The sequence below is a fragment of the Lactobacillus sp. X-49 genome (genome assembly GCF_057063645.1).
In genome coordinates, this window is the sequence record NZ_JBXSQM010000001.1 from 146,621 (window position 1) to 166,662 (window position 20,042).

The following is a 20,042-nucleotide window of genomic DNA, read 5'->3' on the forward strand; positions in this document are numbered from 1 at the left end:
AATTATGGAATTACAATTTTTAGGTACAGGAGCTGGGCAACCTTCTAAACAGCGCAATGTCTCAAGTATTGCCTTAAAAATGTTAGATGAAATTAATGAAATATGGTTATTTGATGTTGGTGAAGCAACGCAACATCAAATTTTACGGACAAATATCAGACTTCGAAAGGTGACCAAAATCTTCATTTCACATAATCATGGTGATCATATTTTTGGATTACCCGGATTACTTGCCACAAGGTCTTTTCAAGGTGATGTTGGTCCAATAACAATTTATGGACCAGCGGGATTAGAACAATTTGTGCGAACAGCCTTGAAAGTTTCCCGAACAAAAGTTTCATATCCAATTAAGTTTGTTGTATTAGATGAAGGTGGACTAATATACGAAGGTCAGGGATTTAAAGTTTATGCTGAAAAATTAGTTCACCGTGTTCCAAGTTTTGGCTATCGAATAGTTGAAAATCCACGTCAAGGTGAACTTTTAATGGATAAATTAATGCAATATAATATACCTAATGGTCCATTACTTGGTAAACTAAAGAATGGAGAGACAATTGATTTAGCTGATGGTACTACTTTAAATGGTAAAGACTTTTTGGGACCAAATAAAGAAGGAAGAATCGTTACCATTATTTACGATACACGTGCGACACCAGTAATTGCTAAGTTGGCTCAAAATGCTGATATTCTGGTTCATGAGTCCACTTTTGCTGGTAACGAAGCAGATTTGGCTCATTCATATTATCACTCCACAGCTGTGGAAGCTGCTAAGATTGCTCGCGCTAATGGTGTTAAGCGCTTATATTTGGATCACATTTCAGCCAGATATTTAGGCGTAAAAGCCAAAAAGTTAGTGAAGCAAGCAGAAAAAGTTTTTCCCAATACAAAATTAGCAAATGATTTTGATCGGGTATCAATTCCAATGAAAGGTGAAAAAAATGAGTGATTCATTGAGAAACAAGGTTGTTGTTATAACAGGAGCTTCAAGCGGTATTGGGCATTCAATTGCTCTTGAAAGTGCTGGCCGGGGGGCAACTGTTATTTTAATTGCAAGACGTAAGGATAAGCTTGATAAACTTGCTGCTGAAGCACATGAACTTTCAGGAGTAATTGCCCACACTTTTGTAACCGATATGGGCGTGAGCGAAGAAATTGATGCAACATTCAAAAAAATTATTAAGATAACAAAGCATGTCGATTATTTAGTTAATTGTGCAGGATTTGGTAAGTTTGGCAATTTTGTCGAAATGGATCGACATGAAGTAACTGCAATGTTTCAGGTTAATGTATTAGGGTTAATGTACTTTACGCGTTTGATTGGTAGACTCATGATTGATCAAAAAACTGGTCAAATTATTAACTTTGGTTCAATTGCTGGCAAAATTCCGACGGTAAAGTCAGCTGCATATAGTGCAACAAAAGCAGCTGTTATCCAATTTTCTAATGTATTACGCTTAGAATTAAAACCATTCGGTGTCAAAGTGATGACTGTTAACCCAGGCCCCGTATATACTAACTTTTTTAATATTGCTGATGAAAGTGGAAACTACGTAAAAAATGTTGAAAAATACATGTTAGATCCAGATGATGTTGCGTGGCAGGTAGTTCACTATTTTGGAAGTGCTAAGCGTGAATTAAATTTACCAATTAGTTTAGCTTTTTTGTCCAAGCTATATAATATTTTTCCAGTAATCGGCGATAAGCTTTCTCTTAAGTATGCGTCAAGAAAGTAGTACAGAATAATGAAAAGTAAAGCTAAACAAATCAAATTAGTACTCAGTTTAATTCTCATTTTATTAGCGGTTATATTTGTTGTAATGAATACTGATAATGTGGCTATCAATTTTGGCTTATTCAAATTAAAACTGCCATTAATCATTATTTTGGTTGTAATGATTATTATTGGGATCGTGATCGGCTGGATTGGTGGCTCAAGTGGACACAAACAAGATAAGAATAACTAATATAACTTGATTTATTTGAGATACAATAGTATCATTAACAATCGTGAGGCGTTTTAAGTATCTTGATAATACTTTAAAAACGTAATTCTACAATAAAGGAGATCAATTAAATGGCAGTTCCTAAGAGACATACTTCTAAGCAAAAGAAACGTTCACGTCGTGGTCATATTAAGTTAGCTGTTCCGGCAATGCATTATGATGCAACTACTGGTGAATACCGTTTGAGCCACCGCGTTTCACCCAAAGGTTATTATAAGGGGCGTCAAGTTGTAAACGAAACTAGCAGCAGTGACAACCAATAAAAAAGACACCAGTTGTGGTGTTTTTTTTATTCAAAAAAATTTCCCAGAAGAAAGATAAATAATGAAAATTGTATTTTTAAATTCAAGTGATATCCATGGCTATATTTTACCAACTGATTACCAAAATCAATCTTTCTATGAAGCTCCGTTCGGTTTGAGCAGAGTTAGCAGTGTTATTAATTATGAAAGACAGAAGTATGGAGAAGATCATGTTGTGGTCACTGATACTGGTGACTATTTACAAGGGTCACCTTTAGCTTCTTATATTCATCTTGATAAAACATATACTGCACTAAAGACATATACAGAACTGACAAATCAAATTGGCTATGACGCACGTTGCTTAGGTAACCATGATTTTAATTACGGTTTGAACTACCTTAGTAATTATATTGCTGCAAACCATGCTCCATTTTTAAATGCAAATGTTTTAAACATAAAAGATGATCAGCCAGCTTTGGGTAAAAATTACTGTATTATAAATAAAGCTGGTGTTCGAATCGGGCTAATTGGTGTTACTACGCAGCGTATCCCAACTTGGGAACCAGCACAGAATGTAACAGGGCTAAAGTTTGTTTCTGCTTTTGAGCAAGTTAAAAGATATGCACAAATTTTACGTCCGCAAGTTGATGTCTTGGCAGTGATTTATCATGGTGGCTTTGAAGCTAATCCTCTGACTGGTAAGAAAACTGAGCCAGCTACTGGGGAAAATGAAGGATATCGAATTTTAAACGAAATTCCTGAAATTGATGTCTTTTTAACGGGACATCAGCATCGAAAAATTAATTTGGTAATGAATAATACTGCAATTGTTCAGCCAGGTTATCGTGGTGAAGCAATCGGTGAAGTAATTTTAGAAATTGATGATGCCACTAAAGAAATTCTGGATTTATCTGCAAAATTAATTGATACTAAAGATTTTCTACCTGATACTAAAATAAATGACTTAGCGTCTGAACTTAATCAAAAAGCTCAATTGTGGCTCGATCAGCCGTTAGCACATTTAAAACAACCGGCTCTAATTGGTGATTCTAATCAAGCAAGGCTTAAGGGTGCACCATTTATTAATTTATTACAACAAATGCAGCTTTTTTTCACTAGTGCAGATATATCGGCGACAGCTGTCATGAGTGAAACAGCTAAAGGTTTTGGGCAGGAAGTGACTATGCGAGACATTTTGCTTAATTATCCCTATGCCAATCAGCTATGTCGAGTTAGACTGACAGGAAAACAATTACGCCAGATTGTTGAGTATAGTTTATCTTTCTTAATGAAAGATGAGCAAGGAAAAGTTGGTTTTGCACCTAAATGGCAGGATCAGCTATTTAATTTTGATGTTTTTTATCCTGTTAAATATGTAGCAAAAATTGATCGAGCTGTAGGTAATAGATTAATTAAGTTTGAACTTAATGGAAAAGCGATTGAGGATGAACAAGTTTATCGTTTAGCTGTAAACAATTACCGAGCTATGGGAGGTGGTTTCTATCCTGCATATCATATGGATGAGATTGAATTAACTCTTGATCAAGATTATGTGCAAATGTTTAAAACTTTTTTAACTAAAGGTGATATACAAGTAGATAATACTATTAATTATCTATTTAAATAAAAACCAAACAAAAAGGTCGACAAACTAATGTTTAGATAACAATTAGTTTGTCGACCTTTTTTATTAATAAAATATTTCTTAAGTTGAACTATTTCAGCTTTGAGTACTTGCTCTTGTCTTTACTTGAATGTGCAGTGATGGTTGGTATGATTGCTGCAAATACCAATCCAAAAATCAAGCCAACAATTAAAGCATCGTTAAGATTAAAGACAGTTTGAGTCAAAGGTGCGGCAATGAACCCCACAATCAACATATAGACAACACTCCAGCCGATAGTAATGATATAACGACCCATAGTAGTTCCCTCTTTCATAAATGAATTTTAACAGAGATTAATCAGGTTTTCAAATTTAAAACCAATCTTTTGTTATACTAATTATATAGAAAGGCGGCTTCAAGATGAAAATTGCTTCATTGCAAAATATTAGTGCTTTTACACTTTTAGAAAGTCCAATTAAAATTAAAGAGTTACTTTTAGCAGCTAAAGCTCAGGGATACGAAGCTGTTAGTCTTACGGATATCAATGTTACCTATGGATTGGTGAACTTTTATGAAATAGCTCAAGAAGTAGGGATTAAACCGATATTAGGTATGCAAGTTAGACTGAATGGTTTGATTGATAATACAAACCTCTATGATTTAGTTGTTTTGGCTAAAAACGATGATGGCTATCGTAATCTTTTACGCTTGTCGAGTAAAATTAACTTGTTGACTGAAAATGGAAATAATAACCGAATATTGACCTTAATTAAATTGACAAAATATCTTGATAATTTAATTTTAATTGTGCCTGCAAATACAAAAAGTGAACTGCTAAATTTGCAAAAACAAAATGAGCAATTAGGGCATGATTTTATTCGTCAATTGCAGTCTTTGATTCCAAAATCGAGTTCGCTTTATTTAGGTGTTTATGCAGCAAAGAGACAAGAAAATTATCTGGCTTATGTTCAAACATTGGCTAAACAATTTGACTTACCTTTGGTCAGTGTGGAAGATACACGCTATTTAAAGCCTCAAGATCAGTTCTTACAGCACACATTACAAGCAATAAAAAAAGGAAATCTTCTTCAAAATGTGGAACAATTATCTGAACAAAATGGATCACATTATTTACCTAATGTAGAAGAGCTACATAACCGCTATCATGAAATGGATCTTGATGAAGCACTGAACAATACTTGGAAAATTGCTGAAAAATGTAATGCTAAGATTAAGTTTCAAACGCCAGTTTTGCCTAAATTTAAACAAAATAAATTTCCAAGTTCAAAGGAATATCTTGTTTACTTATCACAAAAAGGATTGCATTATCGATTCAAGCAGCGGATTCCTATCGAATACCAAAAGCGATTAGATTATGAGCTAACCATTATTGATCAAATGGGATTTAATGATTATTTCTTGATTGTTTGGGATGTGATTAATTATTGTCACCGAATTAAAATTACAACGGGCCCTGGGCGAGGATCTGCTTGTGGCTCACTTGTTTCGTATGTATTACAAATCACTGAAGTTGATCCACTTAAATATAATTTGTTATTTGAACGTTTTTTGAATCCTGCTCGTCATGAAATGCCTGATATTGACTTAGATATTCCCGACAATCGACGCGATCAAGTAATTCAATATATGTTTGAAAAATATGGCATGGATCATGCTGCTCAAATTTTAACTTTTGGAACCTTAGCAGCTAAGCAGGTACTTCGAGACACCGGTCGCGTTTTTGGTCTGAGCGAAATTGAAATGAATAAATGGTCAAAAAGTGTACCTTTTTCAAAGGGAAAAATCACTTTAAGTGAATCATATAAAATTTCAACCGAAATGCAGTTGCTAGTTAACGCCAGTAGTAAAAATAAACTGTTATTTCAAACTGCTAAAGAATTAGAAGGGTTACCACGGCATTATTCAATTCATGCTGCTGGATTGGTGTTAAGTGATAATTCGATTGCTTCAATATCTGGACTACAAGCTGGTCAATTTGGCATTCCTGTTACCCAACAAACAAAAAAATATGTTGAATCTTTAGGACTATTAAAAATTGATTTCTTAGGATTACGCAACCTAACAATTTTAGGCGATACTGAAAACATGATTCGTTATCAGAATAAAAATTTTGATGTCAGGCAAATTCCTCTTGATGATTCGGAAACAATAAAGCTGTTTCAATCTGGTAATACTGATTTAATTTTTCAATTTGAATCAAGTGGAATTAGGTCTGTATTACGACAATTAGTACCTGATAACTTTGAAGATTTGATAGCTGTCAACGCATTATATCGACCAGGTCCAATGAAAAATATTCAAACGTTTATTGCACGTAAGCAAGGCAAAGTCAAAGTGACTTATCCCGATCCAAGCTTAAAAGAAATTTTAGCTCCAACTTATGGTATATTGGTTTATCAAGAACAGGTTATGCAGACAGCAAGAACCATGGCTGGTTTTACGTTAGGTGAAGCTGATATTCTTCGTCGTGCAATGTCTAAAAAGAATCAAACTGTCATTGAAAAGCAAAGATTTAAATTTATTGCCGGAGCAGTAAAAAAGGGAAGATCAAAAGAAAAGGCCGAGCGAGTTTATGATTATATTGAACAATTTGCTAATTACGGCTTTAATCGATCACATGCAGTTGCATATACTAAAATTGCATTTTGGTTGGCCTATCTACAGGTTCACTACCCAGCCCAATTTTTTGCTGCATTGCTTAACTCAAATAGTGCCAATCGTCACAAGACTAATGATTTAATTATGCGTGCTCAAAATGTAGGGGTAAAAATTCTTCCACCTGATATCAATAAAAGTGACTTAGAATATAGGGTAGTTGATGGACAAATTTTAGTCGGTTTACGGACAATTAAAAATATTCGGTCTGATTTTCTGGAACAGATAGTTTTTATCCGGCAACAAAAAAAGTTTGTTTCACTTGGAGATTTTTTACGACAAGTTGATTCAAAATATATTCAGCCCAAAGTAATCAGATTACTGATTAAGGCGGGATGTTTTGATAGTATCAATCCTAATCGCAATGAATTATTAGAAAATAGTCAAGAAATTATTGAAAATATCGAATTGACAGGCCATAATTTAGCACTTTCTGAAAGTTTAGGTGGGGTGCCAATTAAACATGTTTCACCTCCGACTAATCAGGAAAAAGCTGCGATGGAAGAAGAAGTTATGGGCTTTTCTACTATGACTTCACCTTTAGTGGCTGTTCAAAGATACGCAACTAAGTTTAAAGCTAAATCACTAAATCAATTTGATATTAATGATAGAGGGATTGCAGTGGGGAAATTAACTTCCTTAAAACTGATTAAAACTAAAGCGAGCAAAATGATGGCTTTTACTGAGTTTGTTGATTTAACTAGTAGGCAGGATATTGTGATCTTTCCAAATGTTTATGAAAAAATACAAGCGATTTTAAAGGTGGGAAATATCTACTTACTTAGTGTTAAAGTGCAAAATGATCGCTTTGATAATAGTCAAAAGCAATATGTTTTAAATAATCTTAGGCTGATTAACTTTAAAAATTAAACTGTAAGCATTTGTTAACGCTATCATAATTAAAAGCTGCTAAAATAAGCAAATATATTATTTTTTATGAGATTTTTTCTTGAAAAAATGTTAGAATTTAGAGGATGTGAGAAATTACACAATAAAAAGTTGATGAGGTGAATTCATGAAACGAATTGGTATTTTAACGAGCGGTGGCGACGCTCCTGGTATGAATGCAGCTATTAGAGCCGTTACGAAGACTGCAATTCATAATGGACTTGGCGTTGTTGGTATTCGTTATGGCTTTGCCGGGTTAGTGGCAGGAGACTTTATTACTTTGACTGCTGAAAATGTTGATCACATGGTTAATCTAGGTGGAACTTTTCTTTATAGTGCCCGATACCCTGAATTTGCACAAAAAGAGGTGCAAGAAAAAGGTGTTGAGCAATTAAAGAAGCACGATATTGATACTGTTATTGTAATTGGTGGTGATGGTTCTTATCATGGTGCTCTTGCTTTAACTCGGATGGGAATTAATTCTATCGGTCTTCCAGGTACAATTGATAATGATATTCCGTATACTGAATATACAATTGGACTGGATACTGCTTGCAATACGGCATTACAAGCAATTGATAAGATTCGCGATACAGCTAGTAGTCATCACCGTGTATTTATTGTTAATGTAATGGGTCGTGGTTGTGGCGACATTGCTATGCGAGTTGGTTTAGCAAGTGGTGCGGATGCTATTGTAGTTCCTGAGCGGTCATATGACGTTAAAGAGATTGCTGAAACTTTGAAGCGTGGTTTTGCAAATGGTAAGGATAACGGAATTATAGTATTAGCTGAAGGTGTAATGAATGCTGAAGATTTCAGAACGGAGCTTCTGAAATATGGTGATTTTGATGCTAGAGCTAATGTCTTGGGACATATGCAACGTGGTGGATCACCAACTGTTTTAGATAGAATCAATGCTACAAAGATGGGAAATTATGCTGTTAAGTTGCTTCTTGATGGTAAAGGCGGTTTAGCTGTCGGTATGGAGAATGGTCAACTAGAAACACATGATATTCTGGATTTGTTTGATGAAAAGCATCACAGCGATGAAACGTTAGTAGATATAAATGATGAAATGACTAAATAGTCAATTTTGAGGAGATTGTTATAAATGAAGAAAACTAAACTTGTTAGTACATTAGGACCAGCTTCAAATGATATTGAAACTATTACGGCTTTAGCCAAAGCTGGTGCAAATGTATTTCGTTTTAATTTTTCACATGGCGACCATGCAGAACATCTTTCACGGATGAATATGGTTCGTCAAGTTGAAAAGGAGACCGGTTTGGTTCTGGGAATAGCTCTTGATACTAAGGGTGCGGAAATTAGAACTACTGATCAGGAGGGTGGTAAATTCACTCTTAATACAGGTGATGTAATAAGAGTTTCTATGGATGATTCTGAAACTGGTAACAAGGAAAAAATTCACGTTACCTATGCTGGTCTTTATGATGATACCCATGTTGGTGGTCACGTTTTAATTGATGATGGTTTAGTTGATTTATTAATTAAAGAAAAAGACGACGAACACAAAGAGTTAATTTGTGAGGCTCAAAATACAGGTGTTATTGGATCAAAGAAAGGTGTTAATGCACCTGGTGTTGAAATTCGTCTTCCAGGAATTACTGAAAAGGATACCAGTGATATCAGATTTGGTTTAGAACATGGAATTAACTTTATTTTTGCTTCATTTGCTCGCAAAGCCCAAGATATTTTAGATATTCGTAAGTTGTGCGAAGACGCTGGGTGCGATTATGTTAAGATTTATCCCAAAATAGAATCTCAAGAGGGTATTGATAACGCTGATGAAATTTTACAAGTTTCTGATGGATTAATGGTTGCACGTGGTGACATGGGAGTTGAAATTCCATTTATCGATGTCCCATTTGTTCAAAAGGATTTAATTAAGAAAGCTAATGCCCTAGGTAAGCCAGTAATCACTGCTACTCAAATGCTGGATTCAATGCAGGAAAATCCTCGCCCAACTCGTGCTGAAGTATCTGATGTTGCGAATGCTGTATTGGATGGAACTGATGCAACAATGCTATCTGGAGAATCAGCTAATGGTCTTTATCCAATTAATGCGGTAAAAGCCATGGCAGAAATTGATGAAAGAACCGAAGATGAAATGCTTAAACGTAATACTTTGGCTCTTCAAAGATTTGAAGAATACAAGGGTTCAAATGTTACTGAAGCAATTGGTGAATCAGTTGTTCGTACTGCTCAAGAATTAGGTGTAAAAACTATCATTACTGCTACTAACTCTGGTTATACTGCAAGAATGATTTCTAAGTATCGTCCAAATGCCAATATTTTGGCTTTAACATTTGATGAAAATATTCAACATTCACTTGGAATTACTTGGGGCGTTCAACCCATGATTACTGAAAAGCCTGCATCAACTGATGATATGTTTGAAGTAGCAGCTAAAGTTGCTAAAGAACAGGGCTATGTCAAAGATGGTGATTTAGTAATTATTGTTGCTGGAGTACCAGTTGGTGACTCTGGTACAACCAACTTGATGAAGTTACAAATCATTGGTAACAAGTTGGCTCAGGGCTTAGGCGTTGGTAACGGTTCTGTTGTTGGTAAAACTGTGGTTGTTAGAAGCGCCGATGAAGCAAACAGTAAGGTTCAAGAGGGTGATATTTTAGTTGCAAAAACTACCGATCCTGATTACTTACCTGCAATTAAAAAGGCTTCAGGTTTAGTTGTTGAGTCTTCAGGTTTAACTTCACATGCAGCTGTAGTAGGATTATCACTAGGTATTCCAGTTGTAGTTGGTGTTACAGATGCAACTGATAAAATTGCTAATGAATCGACTATTACGATTGATGCTCGGCGTGGTGCAATTTACCAAGGTGAAGTTTCTAATTTATAACAATTAGCAAATTAATAAATAGCCAGTTTTCAAACTGGCTATTTATTTTGCTCAGTATTTATTCATAAAAGTACATCAAAGATGAAATTTAGTTGACTTATGTTAATTTAATTAGTTAAAATGTTATACTTGTTAAAAGAAAATTTATTTGATTTAGGAGATTGAAACTATGCTTGGCACAATTGCAACAGGGAAAATAATTGATCAAAATGATGATGCATTTTATGTTCAAGTAGATGGAGTTACTTACGAATTGAAATGTAAGGAGATTACTCAGGAGGAAACTCCACGTTTAGGTAGCCAAGTACAAGGTTTTTTATATGATGATAAGCAACATCATCGTGAAATGACACAATTTTTACCTTTTGCTCAAGCTGATCAATATGGTTGGAGCAAAGTAACTGATATTAAGTATGATTTGGGTGTTTTTGTGGATATTGGACTACCTGATAAAGAAGTTGTTGTTTCAGTTGATGATCTACCATTTGATAAAGAGCGCTGGCCGAGAATTGATGACCAACTTTTGGTTCATCTTGAAACTGACAGCAAAGATCGTATCTGGGCAAAATTGGCAGATGAAAGTATTTTTGAACAATTGGCAGCCCATTTTCCTGATAAAATGAAAAATAAGGATATTTTTGGTACGGTTTATGCTAGTCGTGAAATTGGAGCATTTGTCATTACTAGTGAGTATTATCTTGGTTTTGTCCATGCATCTCAAATGGTACGACCACTCCGTTTAGGCGAGCAGTTTAAGGGTCGAGTAATTGGTATTAGTCAGTATGGTCGCTTGAATTTAAGTAGTTTGCCACGAGCTTTTGAAGAGATTGATGATGATGCTCAAATGATCTTAATGAGTTTACGCCGTAAGAATACAAAAACTTTGCCCTTTTATGATAAATCCGATGCGCAAGAAATTAAAAATTATTTTGGTATTTCTAAATCCTCGTTTAAGCGAGCTATAGGTCGTTTGCTAAAGGCAAAATATATTACTGAAGATAAGGATGCCGGGTCAATTACATTGATTAATGATCCTGAAGTTAAAGAAAATGAATGATTTACTAGAAGAAGTTGAGGATTATTTACGTTATAGTCAAATTGAACGTGGTTTAAGTGATAACACCATTGTGGCATATCGACAAGATTTAATTAGTTTTTTAGCCTTTTTGAAAAAAGAAAATATTACGTCATGGCCAACTAAAACTGTTGATATTGATGCTTTTTTGGCTGAATTACAAGATCAAAAAAAAGCGACCACTTCAATTAGTAGAATGATTTCAAGTTTGCGAAAGTTTTATCAATGGCTTGTACGTCAGAATATTCAGAAACTTAATCCGATGCAAGAAATTGATTCACCTAAGAAACGGCATGTTTTACCTGTAGCTTTAAGTGTTAAAGAAGTAAATGATCTTTTGGCTCAACCCAATATTAAAACAAAATTGGGATTACGTGACCGAGCGTTACTTGAGACACTGTACGCAACTGGAATTAGAGTAAGTGAATTGATTAATCTTAAATTTGATGATTTACATGCTGATTTGAGATTATTAAAAGTATTTGGAAAGGGAAATAAGGAGCGGCTCATTCCAATTAGTTCGGTAGCAATTTCATGGATTGAAAACTATCAGCAAAAAGTACGAGATACATTACTTCTGAAAGTTGGGAAAAATAGTGATTATATTTTTCTTAATAATCGTGGCGGACAACTAACAAGACAGGCGGTTTGGCAAATTATCAAACGTTATTGTCAATTGGCTGGCATTTCTAAAAATGTTACACCTCATACACTGCGCCATACATTTGCGACTCATCTACTTGAAAATGGTGCAGATTTACGTGTAGTGCAAGAAATTCTTGGGCATACGGATATTAGCACGACGCAAATATATACAAACTTAACTCAAAAGCATATCTTAGAAGTTTATACTAGAACGCATCCGCGAACATAGGTGATTTATTTTGTTAATTGAATGTAAAAAAGATCAAGAAAAAGTTGCAATGGGATTATTATCCTATTTGCCTGAATTTAAAAATCTTGATAACTTAAAAGAAGAAATTAAACTGAACAAGGCTAGCTCAGAGTTTCAACTATATTTATATCGAGAAAAAGAAGCTAATTTTATCGGCGTAATCGGTATTCAAAATGATGATCATTTTATTATAATTCGCTATATCTCACTTGCGCCAGATTATCGTCAATCTAAATATGAATCTCGGGCTATTCAAGAGTTAGCTAGTAGTAATCCTAATAAAAAAATTACAGCTGTGCCTGAATGGATTTATTTAATTAAATATTTGACAAAATGAAAGAATATGACTAATAATTTAACTTTAGAATTGCCTAATTTCGAAGGACCACTTGATTTACTTCTTCACTTAATTAAATCTCAGAAAATTGATATTTATGATATTCCTATTGCGCAAATCACTAGTCAATACTTAGCTTATTTGCATGAGATGCAGCGCTTGAATTTAAAAGTTGCTGGTGAATATTTTGTAATGTCTTCAATGCTACTAAGGATTAAGTCACAATCCCTATTACCAAAGAATGATTTTACTGATAATCAAGAACTTGAAGAAGATCCACGTGATGAATTAGTTCAACAATTGGTGCAATATTCTGTTTTCAAAAAAGTTTCGTTGTATTTTAAAAAGAGAAATGAAGAAGTTCCAATTACGGCGGCAAAAGAAGAAAGTGTGCCACAAACTAAAAAGATAGATCCATTGCCGCTGGGCAAAATTACCTCTTCGCAATTGGTCAATACATTTATTGTGGTTTTACAACGTTTAAAAATTAGCCATTTAGATAATGTTTCTATTGCATCTAATGAAACATCAATTACTGAAATGACTGATTTTTTAGAGTGTAAGCTTGCTACTGAAAAAACAATTAGCTTTTTTTCGTGTAGTGACCAACTGAACAGTTTATCAGATGTTATTGGTCTTTTTTTGGCTTTATTAGAGCTATGTAAAAAGCAACAAATCAAGGTTCGACAATCACGTGCATTTGGAGATTTGGAAATAGAAAGAATTGGTTAAAATGGTGAGTAAAATGGCGCAGTTAGAAGCGTTACTGTATCTTGCTGGTGATAGTGGATTAGAAAGTAATAATTTGTGTGAATTATTACAAATTGATTCTTCTGCCTTAAGGGAGCTTAGCAAAAAATTAAAGAAAAAACTTAAGCAAAATGCAGATACGGGTTTGCAAGTGGTTCATCTTGATCATAGCTATAAATTAACAACTCGTCCAGAAGTTAGTGAAATTGTGACCGGCTTTTTTCAAAAAAATCTTACCAAAACACTGAGCCAATCAGCTTTGGAGATACTTTCAATTATTGCTTATAAGCAGCCAATAACGCGAGTTGAGATTGATACAATAAGAGGAGTTAACTCTTCTGGCGCACTACAGACATTAATTTGGCGCGGTTTGATAAAAATTGAAGGTAAAAAAGATGTCCCAGGACATCCAAATTTATATATTACTAGTGAATATTTTTTACAATATTTCGGTTATCAAAGCTTGGCAGATTTGCCTTTAATTGAGGATTTTGAAGATGACATCATTAATGTTGAGGGGGAAATAGATCTGTTATCAGCGAAAGGGCAGGTAGATAAGAATTTACTCAAATATCAACGCGAAGGAGAAAAATAATGGTTTTACAACGCTTACAAAAAGTAATTGCGGAGGCAGGGATTGCTTCTCGTCGCAAAGCAGAAATAATGATTAAAGAGGGTAGGGTAACAGTTGACGGTAAAGTAATTACTAAATTGGGGACAAAAGTTGAAACATTTAGTAATATTTCTGTTGATGGTGAGCCTATTGAGCGTGAAAGCTTGCATACATTTCTTTTTTATAAACCTCGTGGTGTAGTTTCTACGGTTAGTGATGATAAGGGAAGAAAAACCGTAGCTGACTATTTTTCTGAACTACCATATCGATTGTATCCAGTTGGGCGCCTGGATTATGATACTTCTGGTCTGTTGCTTATGACTAATGATGGAGAACTAGCTAATTTACTGATGCATCCCCGCAACCAAGTGTCCAAAGTCTATTTGGCAAAAATTAACGGACAATTGTTACCAGAAGAAATAGCCAGACTAACTCACGGTGTCATTTTTGATCATAAAAAATCTGCACCGGCAAAAGTTAAAATTATTCGCAGTGATAGGAAAAAAAATTTTCAACTTGTTCAATTAACAATTCATGAGGGACACTATCATCAAGTTAAAAAAATGTTTAAAGCAGTGAATCATCAAGTTAAAAAACTTGCGCGTGAAAAATACTCTTTTTTAACCTTAGACTCGCTTATTTCAGGAAAATATCGTGAATTGACACATGCTGAGGTTGACAGATTAAAGCGCTTAGACTAGTATGTAATTGTAATCAAATATATCAGTTTGTTGTCTTCATGGCAGGGTGTAAATCCCGACCGGTGGTGTGAGTCCACGACCCACGTAAGTGGTGGAATTCTTTAAGAATACCGATAGTTAAAGTCTAGATGAAAGAAGGCAGACTAACTTAAAAGCTTGGATAATCTTATGCTTACTTTTAAATAAGTCTGTTGCTAGAAGCAACAGACTTATTATTACTTTTGGAGGTAAGTTTTTTGAAACGAAAAAATTCAAGTAATTTAGCTAATATTATTGCCTATGCATTGCTAGGAGCAATAGCGTTTGTCGTAATGGAAATTGCATTTCCATTGCCAGTTGCTAGTTTTTTGAAATTCGATTTTTCTGATGTAATTATTACAATTGGAACTTTTCTATTTGGTGCAGGTCCAGGAATTTTCATTGCGTGTATTCGAATGATTATTAATCTAATTTATAAAGGATTTGCACTCCCAAGCATTGTCGGTCAAATTGCTGCCTTATTAGCGACTATTTCGTTTGCTTTACCATTTTATTATTCAACAAAAAATCTTAATGCTGATGAAACGAATATTTTTAAGCGTCATTTTAAGCCGATTCTTGGAATTGTTTTAGGAATTTTAGCAATGACGGTCGTTTTATCAATACTTAATGCACTAGTTTTGACTCCACTTTATGCAGTGACAGCTGTACCTAAATTGCCAGCAATAAACGGTTACAGCGGTTTGTTAAATTTTACCGAGAAGATTTACTTGGGACAGTTGCTTCATATTCCATCTATGAGTGCCTATATTTTTGGCATAATTGTACCTTTTAACTTACTAAAAGGATTAATTAATGGTGTAGTTGTTTTCTTACTATTTGAAACAATTTTGAAGACTATTAAACCTTTTGTTCGTAAATACTTCAAAAAAAATAATCAATAAAATTTAATTTTATAAAACGACCAGATCCGGTCGTTTTTTTTATCCAAATTTCATATTAAATATGCTAAAATTATACAAGTTAAGCAAGGGGGTTTTAAAATGAACCAAAAACCAGTAGAACCATATCGACATTATTTACGTCCAGCAGAATCTAGAGTTAATACACACAAGTCTGTGTCTAAAATCTGGAGAGCAATAATGTCATTTTTAATGATCATACTTGTTGCTCTTGTACCTATTGTTTATCATTTGGCTTCAGCAAACAAGACAGATAACCAGGCAGTTGAAGTAAAGAAATCTAGTAAAAAGCAAATAAGAGTAAAAAAGTCACCGATTATCCCAAAGTCTAAATCTAAGGTAAAGTTGCACGCTAAGGTGCAAAATAAACCAAAAACTAAAGAACCAGCTAAGAATGAATTTCAAGAAAGGGTTCCTAAGCAATATATTGTAGCAAATGGTGATTCGCTGACTAGTATTGCTAAAAAATTTAATTTGACTGTTAGCGATATAGTCGCACTTAATAATCTTGATGAAAATAGACAAATTGAAGCAGGGCAAACCTTGATATTAAAGTAATGGTATAGAAAGGATAGGGACAATGTTGCCCCTTTTTAATTGGAATGCAGATAGCAATTGATGGACCAGCATCAGCTGGTAAAAGTACTGTAGCAAAAATTGTTGCGCAGAAATTAGGATATATATACATTGATACAGGTGCGATGTATCGTGCTTGTACTGTGATCGCACAAGAAGAGGGAATTGATTATGCTGATGAGCATCAAATTTTAGTTGCAATTGATCGGTGTGGAATTGAACTTAAATCTGTTGGTGGTGAGCAAAAAGTTTATGTTGGCGGTCAGGATGTTTCGCGCAAAATTCGGACTCCTGAAATTTCGAAAAATGTTTCTCAAGTGTCTGCTTTAGCTGGTGTTCGAAGTAAAATGGTGGATTTACAGCGCCAAATGGCCGGAAAAATGGATGTTGTAATGGATGGAAGGGATATTGCTACTACTGTTCTTCCTAATGCACAAGTTAAGATATTTCTTGTAGCAACTGCTCGGTCTCGTGCACAAAGAAGGATGCTCGATTTAAAACAACGTGGAATAAAAAGTGAAAAAACACTAAAAGAAATTGAGTCTGATATAGTCGCACGAGATTACAAAGATTCTCACCGAGAAGTGTCACCCTTGAAAAAGGCTTCTGAAGCCGTCGAAATCGATACAACTAAGATGACAATTAATCAAGTTGTTAATTCTATTTTGGCAGAAATTAAAAAAAGTCAAAAAAAGGTGTTAAAACAGTAGAAAAATATCTAACTTTCATTTAAAATGAGGTTATGATATCGGGAGGTAAATAATGTCAGAAAATAGTAATCAATTTTTAGATGCATTAAAGCAAATGCAAGGAGTTGAGGTCGGAGATATTGTAGATGTTGAAGTTTTAGACGTTGAAGAAGGTCAAATCGATGTTGGTGTTGTAAATGCTGGTGTCGAGGGAGTTATTCCACGTCGTGAATTTACTTCAGATCGCAACGTCGACCTTCGTGACGCTGTTAAGCCTGGTGATAATTTCAAGGCTTTAGTTTTAAGAAAAGCTGGCGGCGATAAGGAAAATGGTGAATTCTTCTTCTCTGTAACTCGTTTAAAGGAAAGAGAAGCCTACGATGAATTACAAAAGGACTTTGAAGCTGGTACTCCAATCGAAGGCACTATTACATCATCAGTACGTGGTGGATTATTAGTTGATGTAGGAACGAGAGGTTTCTTACCTGCATCACTTATTTCAAATCGATATGTTTCAGATCTTAAGCCATATATTGGTAAAACAATGAAGCTTAAGATTACTGAAATTGATCCAAGTAAAAATCGCTTAATTTTATCACACAAGGACTTAATCGAAGAAGAGCGCGAAGAAGCCTTTGAAAATGTTGCTTCACAATTAGTTGTTGGTGACGTAGTTGAAGGTAAGGTTTCTCGTTTAACTAACTTTGGTGCTTTTGTTGATGTAGGTGGTGTTGACGGTTTGGTTCACATTTCTGAAATTTCATATAAGCACGTTGATAAACCTAGTGATGTATTAAAATCTGGTCAAGATGTTAAGGTAAAAGTAATTGGTATTGATGATGATAGACATCGCATCTCCCTTTCAATTAAGCAAACTGAACCTTCCCCATTTGAACAAGCAACAGCAGAACTTCATGAAGGTGACATCTTTGAGGGCGAAGTTAAATCTTTAACTAACTTCGGAGCTTTTGTTGAAGTGGCGGATGGCATTCAAGGCCTAGTTCATGTTTCTGAAATTTCATACAAACACGTTGACAAACCAAGTGATGTATTGAAAGTTGGTCAAACTGTTAAAGTTAAAGTTTTGAGTATTGATCCAGGTGAGCGTCGAATTTCACTTTCAATGAAAGCGGCTGATCCTAAGAGCTCTGATAATGAAGGTTCCCAATCGCATAGTTCATATAACAGAGGTTCAATGAACAATAAGTACATGAACAACGATGATAGTGGCTTTGCTTTAGGTGATATTATCGGTGACCAATTAAAAGATCGTCATTAATTGTAATAAAAAGGCTGGCTTGACCAATAAGTCAGCTTTTTTTATATTTTAGGGAGGCTGAAAATTTATGGTTTTACCTGTAGTTGCAATTGTAGGACAACCGAACGTTGGTAAATCAACACTTTTCAACCGGATTATCAATGAACGTCTAGCAATTGTTGAGGATAAACCGGGGGTTACTCGTGATCGAAATTATGCTCAGGCAGAATGGCTTGGACATAAATTTGATTTGATTGATACAGGTGGCATCACCTGGGAAGATGGACGAATTGAGGATGAGATACGGGCTCAAGCAGAAATTGCAATTGAAGAAGCTGATGTAATTATAATTTTGACCAGTGTAACTAATCACCTGACTGATTTAGATGAAAGAATTGCACATATGCTATATCAAACTAAAAAGCCAGTGATTTTGGCTGTTAATAAGGCTGATAATCCTGAGCAAAGAATGGATATTTACGACTTTTACAGCTTGGGATTAGGTACACCAATACCTGTTTCTAGTGTTCACGGCACGGGTATTGGCGATTTGCTGGATCGTATTGTTAGTGAATTACCGACTAGTTTAGATAAAAAAAATGAAGAACAAATTTCCTTTAGTGTGATTGGACGTCCAAATGTCGGTAAATCCTCAATTGTGAATCGATTACTTGGAGAAAAGCGAGTAATTGTTAATAATGAAGAGGGGACAACACGTGATGCTGTCGATACTCCTTTTGTTGGTGAAGATGGAACTAAATTTCGAATCGTTGATACTGCTGGTATCAGAAAACGTGGTAAAGTTTACGAAAAAACCGAAAAATATTCGGTAATGCGTGCAGAAAGTGCTATAGAGCATTCAAATGTAGTTTGTCTGGTTTTAGATGCAAGTACAGGTATTCGTGAACAGGATAAGCATGTAGCTGGATACGCACATGAAGCAGGACGCGGCATTATCATTATTGTCAATAAGTGGGATCTACCGAAAAAAGATAGTAATAGCGGCAAGGAATTTATTCAAACAATTCGTGAAGAATTTCAGTACCTGGATTATGCTCCAATTTTATTTGTTTCCGCAAAGACAGGACAAAATCTTGAGCAAATCCCACAACTTGTTAAAGAAGTTTATCAAAATCAAACTCAGCGTATTCAGTCGAGTGTGTTAAATGATCTTCTTCTTGAGGCAAGTAAGTTAGCCCCAACTCCAATGATTAAGGGCAAGCGATTACGTTTGTATTATATGACACAAGTATCTGTTAATCCACCAACATTTGTTGTTTTTGTTAATGACCCTGAATTGTTACATTTTTCTTATCAACGTTTTTTGATTAATCAATTACGAGAAAATTTTAATTTTATAGGAACACCACTTAAAATTATTCTGCGTAAGAGAAAATAGTTTGTATTTAGCAAATGTGAAAAAATAATTTTTTGGTCAAATTGCTTGTTGTACTAGGCTTTTTATGATATTTTGAAACAAGGAATATTGGTTGGTCATAATCATTTATTCCTTGTTTCTTATTTGAGAAATAAATTAATAATTTCATATTTTATTTGAAATTATTTTGGGAGGTGAATTCCAGATGGCAAACAAGGCGGTATTAGTTACTGAAATTGCTTCAAAAACTGGTTTAACTAAGAAAAAGGTTGCTGCAACTGTAGACGCAATTTTCAGTTCAATCCAAAAGGATCTTGCTAAAAATGAAAAAGTTCAATTAATTGGTTTTGGTACTTTTGAAGTAAGAAAACGGGCAGCTCGTAAGGGTCGAAATCCACAAACTGGTGATGAAATAGCGATCCCAGCTAGTGTAGTTCCTGCGTTTAGACCGGGGAAAGCACTTAAAGACGCTGTTAAGTAGTTTTATAAAAAATGGTGGCAAAAAATAATGGCCACCATTTTTTTGACCA

Annotated in this window: 21 protein-coding genes and 1 riboswitch; of the genes, 20 read left to right on the plus strand and 1 reads right to left on the minus strand. The window is 34.7% G+C overall.

Going from position 1 to position 20,042, the window contains the following annotated elements; translation table 11 throughout:
* Window positions 1-4: 4 nt before the first annotated feature.
* The 5 genes from rnz to ACYIAQ_RS00770 all read left to right on the plus strand — a co-directional run bounded on the left by rnz (window position 5) and on the right by ACYIAQ_RS00770 (window position 3,875).
* Window positions 5-946 (plus strand): ribonuclease Z, encoded by a 942-nt coding sequence (gene rnz, locus ACYIAQ_RS00750; protein WP_122018135.1) that lies wholly within the window; start codon window positions 5-7, stop codon window positions 944-946.
* Complete coding sequence (locus ACYIAQ_RS00755; RefSeq protein WP_122018136.1) at window positions 939-1,733, plus strand: SDR family NAD(P)-dependent oxidoreductase; 795 nt, start codon at window positions 939-941, stop codon at window positions 1,731-1,733. The genes rnz and ACYIAQ_RS00755 overlap by 8 nt, the downstream gene beginning before the upstream one ends.
* 9 nt (window positions 1,734-1,742) lie before the next feature.
* A complete protein-coding gene (locus ACYIAQ_RS00760) occupies window positions 1,743-1,964 on the plus strand; it encodes a lipopolysaccharide assembly protein LapA domain-containing protein (RefSeq protein WP_122022909.1) in 222 nt (73 codons plus the stop codon).
* Window positions 1,965-2,074: 110 nt separating this feature from the next.
* A complete protein-coding gene (gene rpmF, locus ACYIAQ_RS00765) occupies window positions 2,075-2,266 on the plus strand; it encodes a 50S ribosomal protein L32 (RefSeq protein ID WP_483562186.1) in 192 nt (63 codons plus the stop codon).
* A 61-nt stretch (window positions 2,267-2,327) separates the two neighbouring features.
* Complete coding sequence (locus ACYIAQ_RS00770; protein WP_483562187.1) at window positions 2,328-3,875, plus strand: bifunctional metallophosphatase/5'-nucleotidase; 1,548 nt, start codon at window positions 2,328-2,330, stop codon at window positions 3,873-3,875.
* A gap of 88 nt (window positions 3,876-3,963) precedes the next feature.
* On the opposite strand, the gene ACYIAQ_RS00775 is transcribed toward ACYIAQ_RS00770, so the two are convergent.
* A complete protein-coding gene (locus ACYIAQ_RS00775) occupies window positions 3,964-4,170 on the minus strand; it encodes a DUF2929 family protein (protein WP_122018140.1) in 207 nt (68 codons plus the stop codon).
* Between the two features lie 104 nt (window positions 4,171-4,274).
* Between ACYIAQ_RS00775 and ACYIAQ_RS00780 the strand changes: the two genes are divergently transcribed.
* The 15 genes from ACYIAQ_RS00780 to ACYIAQ_RS00850 all read left to right on the plus strand — a co-directional run bounded on the left by ACYIAQ_RS00780 (window position 4,275) and on the right by ACYIAQ_RS00850 (window position 19,993).
* Window positions 4,275-7,400, plus strand: a complete 3,126-nt coding sequence (locus ACYIAQ_RS00780) for a DNA polymerase III subunit alpha (protein ID WP_483562188.1) — start codon at window positions 4,275-4,277, stop codon at window positions 7,398-7,400.
* Between the two features lie 145 nt (window positions 7,401-7,545).
* A complete protein-coding gene (pfkA, locus tag ACYIAQ_RS00785) occupies window positions 7,546-8,505 on the plus strand; it encodes a 6-phosphofructokinase (protein ID WP_483562189.1) in 960 nt (319 codons plus the stop codon).
* A gap of 24 nt (window positions 8,506-8,529) precedes the next feature.
* Window positions 8,530-10,299 (plus strand): pyruvate kinase, encoded by a 1,770-nt coding sequence (pyk, locus tag ACYIAQ_RS00790; RefSeq protein ID WP_483562190.1) that lies wholly within the window; start codon window positions 8,530-8,532, stop codon window positions 10,297-10,299.
* A 169-nt stretch (window positions 10,300-10,468) separates the two neighbouring features.
* Entirely contained in the window at window positions 10,469-11,356 is an 888-nt protein-coding gene (locus tag ACYIAQ_RS00795) for a CvfB family protein (protein WP_122018144.1), read from the plus strand.
* Window positions 11,349-12,248 (plus strand): site-specific tyrosine recombinase XerD, encoded by a 900-nt coding sequence (gene xerD / locus ACYIAQ_RS00800; RefSeq protein ID WP_483562191.1) that lies wholly within the window; start codon window positions 11,349-11,351, stop codon window positions 12,246-12,248. Before ACYIAQ_RS00795 ends, xerD begins: the two co-directional genes overlap by 8 nt.
* 10 nt (window positions 12,249-12,258) lie before the next feature.
* Window positions 12,259-12,606 carry a reductase gene (locus tag ACYIAQ_RS00805; RefSeq protein WP_483562192.1) on the plus strand — a complete coding sequence of 116 codons (348 nt, stop codon included), beginning with the start codon at window positions 12,259-12,261 and terminating at the stop codon, window positions 12,604-12,606.
* A gap of 6 nt (window positions 12,607-12,612) precedes the next feature.
* Complete coding sequence (locus tag ACYIAQ_RS00810; protein WP_483562193.1) at window positions 12,613-13,338, plus strand: segregation and condensation protein A; 726 nt, start codon at window positions 12,613-12,615, stop codon at window positions 13,336-13,338.
* A gap of 1 nt (window position 13,339) precedes the next feature.
* Entirely contained in the window at window positions 13,340-13,951 is a 612-nt protein-coding gene (gene scpB, locus ACYIAQ_RS00815) for an SMC-Scp complex subunit ScpB (protein ID WP_483562194.1), read from the plus strand.
* Window positions 13,951-14,670: a pseudouridine synthase gene (locus ACYIAQ_RS00820; protein WP_483562195.1), complete on the plus strand. Its 720-nt coding sequence runs from the start codon at window positions 13,951-13,953 to the stop codon at window positions 14,668-14,670. The genes scpB and ACYIAQ_RS00820 overlap by 1 nt, the downstream gene beginning before the upstream one ends.
* 28 nt (window positions 14,671-14,698) lie before the next feature.
* Window positions 14,699-14,814: riboswitch (FMN riboswitch) on the plus strand.
* Between the two features lie 92 nt (window positions 14,815-14,906).
* Window positions 14,907-15,593, plus strand: a complete 687-nt coding sequence (locus ACYIAQ_RS00825; protein ID WP_199688555.1) for an ECF transporter S component — start codon at window positions 14,907-14,909, stop codon at window positions 15,591-15,593.
* A 99-nt stretch (window positions 15,594-15,692) separates the two neighbouring features.
* Window positions 15,693-16,169 (plus strand): LysM peptidoglycan-binding domain-containing protein, encoded by a 477-nt coding sequence (locus ACYIAQ_RS00830; RefSeq protein ID WP_483562196.1) that lies wholly within the window; start codon window positions 15,693-15,695, stop codon window positions 16,167-16,169.
* 44 nt (window positions 16,170-16,213) lie between these two features.
* Window positions 16,214-16,897 carry a (d)CMP kinase gene (gene cmk / locus ACYIAQ_RS00835; protein WP_483562197.1) on the plus strand — a complete coding sequence of 228 codons (684 nt, stop codon included), beginning with the start codon at window positions 16,214-16,216 and terminating at the stop codon, window positions 16,895-16,897.
* 52 nt (window positions 16,898-16,949) lie between these two features.
* A complete protein-coding gene (rpsA, locus tag ACYIAQ_RS00840) occupies window positions 16,950-18,155 on the plus strand; it encodes a 30S ribosomal protein S1 (RefSeq protein WP_122018152.1) in 1,206 nt (401 codons plus the stop codon).
* Between the two features lie 67 nt (window positions 18,156-18,222).
* Window positions 18,223-19,533, plus strand: coding sequence for a ribosome biogenesis GTPase Der (der, locus tag ACYIAQ_RS00845; protein WP_483562198.1), 1,311 nt, complete (start codon window positions 18,223-18,225; stop codon window positions 19,531-19,533).
* A gap of 184 nt (window positions 19,534-19,717) precedes the next feature.
* The gene (locus ACYIAQ_RS00850; protein ID WP_122022919.1) at window positions 19,718-19,993 is read left to right on the plus strand and encodes an HU family DNA-binding protein; all 276 of its coding nucleotides are present in this window, start codon (window positions 19,718-19,720) and stop codon (window positions 19,991-19,993) included.
* Window positions 19,994-20,042 lie beyond the last annotated feature (49 nt).

Excerpts from the sequence above, each read along its gene's own strand:
- rnz (WP_122018135.1), top strand. The coding sequence starts at position 5 with ATGGAATTACAATTTTTAGGTACAGGAGCTGGGCAACCTTCTAAACAG.
- ACYIAQ_RS00755 (WP_122018136.1), top strand. The coding sequence starts at position 939 with ATGAGTGATTCATTGAGAAACAAGGTTGTTGTTATAACAGGAGCTTCA.
- ACYIAQ_RS00760 (WP_122022909.1), top strand. The coding sequence starts at position 1,743 with ATGAAAAGTAAAGCTAAACAAATCAAATTAGTACTCAGTTTAATTCTC.
- rpmF (WP_483562186.1), top strand. The coding sequence starts at position 2,075 with ATGGCAGTTCCTAAGAGACATACTTCTAAGCAAAAGAAACGTTCACGT.
- ACYIAQ_RS00770 (WP_483562187.1), top strand. The coding sequence starts at position 2,328 with ATGAAAATTGTATTTTTAAATTCAAGTGATATCCATGGCTATATTTTA.
- ACYIAQ_RS00775 (WP_122018140.1), bottom strand. The coding sequence starts at position 4,170 with ATGGGTCGTTATATCATTACTATCGGCTGGAGTGTTGTCTATATGTTG.
- ACYIAQ_RS00780 (WP_483562188.1), top strand. The coding sequence starts at position 4,275 with ATGAAAATTGCTTCATTGCAAAATATTAGTGCTTTTACACTTTTAGAA.
- pfkA (WP_483562189.1), top strand. The coding sequence starts at position 7,546 with ATGAAACGAATTGGTATTTTAACGAGCGGTGGCGACGCTCCTGGTATG.
- pyk (WP_483562190.1), top strand. The coding sequence starts at position 8,530 with ATGAAGAAAACTAAACTTGTTAGTACATTAGGACCAGCTTCAAATGAT.
- ACYIAQ_RS00795 (WP_122018144.1), top strand. The coding sequence starts at position 10,469 with ATGCTTGGCACAATTGCAACAGGGAAAATAATTGATCAAAATGATGAT.
- xerD (WP_483562191.1), top strand. The coding sequence starts at position 11,349 with ATGAATGATTTACTAGAAGAAGTTGAGGATTATTTACGTTATAGTCAA.
- ACYIAQ_RS00810 (WP_483562193.1), top strand. The coding sequence starts at position 12,613 with ATGACTAATAATTTAACTTTAGAATTGCCTAATTTCGAAGGACCACTT.
- scpB (WP_483562194.1), top strand. The coding sequence starts at position 13,340 with ATGGTGAGTAAAATGGCGCAGTTAGAAGCGTTACTGTATCTTGCTGGT.
- ACYIAQ_RS00820 (WP_483562195.1), top strand. The coding sequence starts at position 13,951 with ATGGTTTTACAACGCTTACAAAAAGTAATTGCGGAGGCAGGGATTGCT.
- ACYIAQ_RS00830 (WP_483562196.1), top strand. The coding sequence starts at position 15,693 with ATGAACCAAAAACCAGTAGAACCATATCGACATTATTTACGTCCAGCA.
- cmk (WP_483562197.1), top strand. The coding sequence starts at position 16,214 with ATGCAGATAGCAATTGATGGACCAGCATCAGCTGGTAAAAGTACTGTA.
- rpsA (WP_122018152.1), top strand. The coding sequence starts at position 16,950 with ATGTCAGAAAATAGTAATCAATTTTTAGATGCATTAAAGCAAATGCAA.
- der (WP_483562198.1), top strand. The coding sequence starts at position 18,223 with ATGGTTTTACCTGTAGTTGCAATTGTAGGACAACCGAACGTTGGTAAA.
- ACYIAQ_RS00850 (WP_122022919.1), top strand. The coding sequence starts at position 19,718 with ATGGCAAACAAGGCGGTATTAGTTACTGAAATTGCTTCAAAAACTGGT.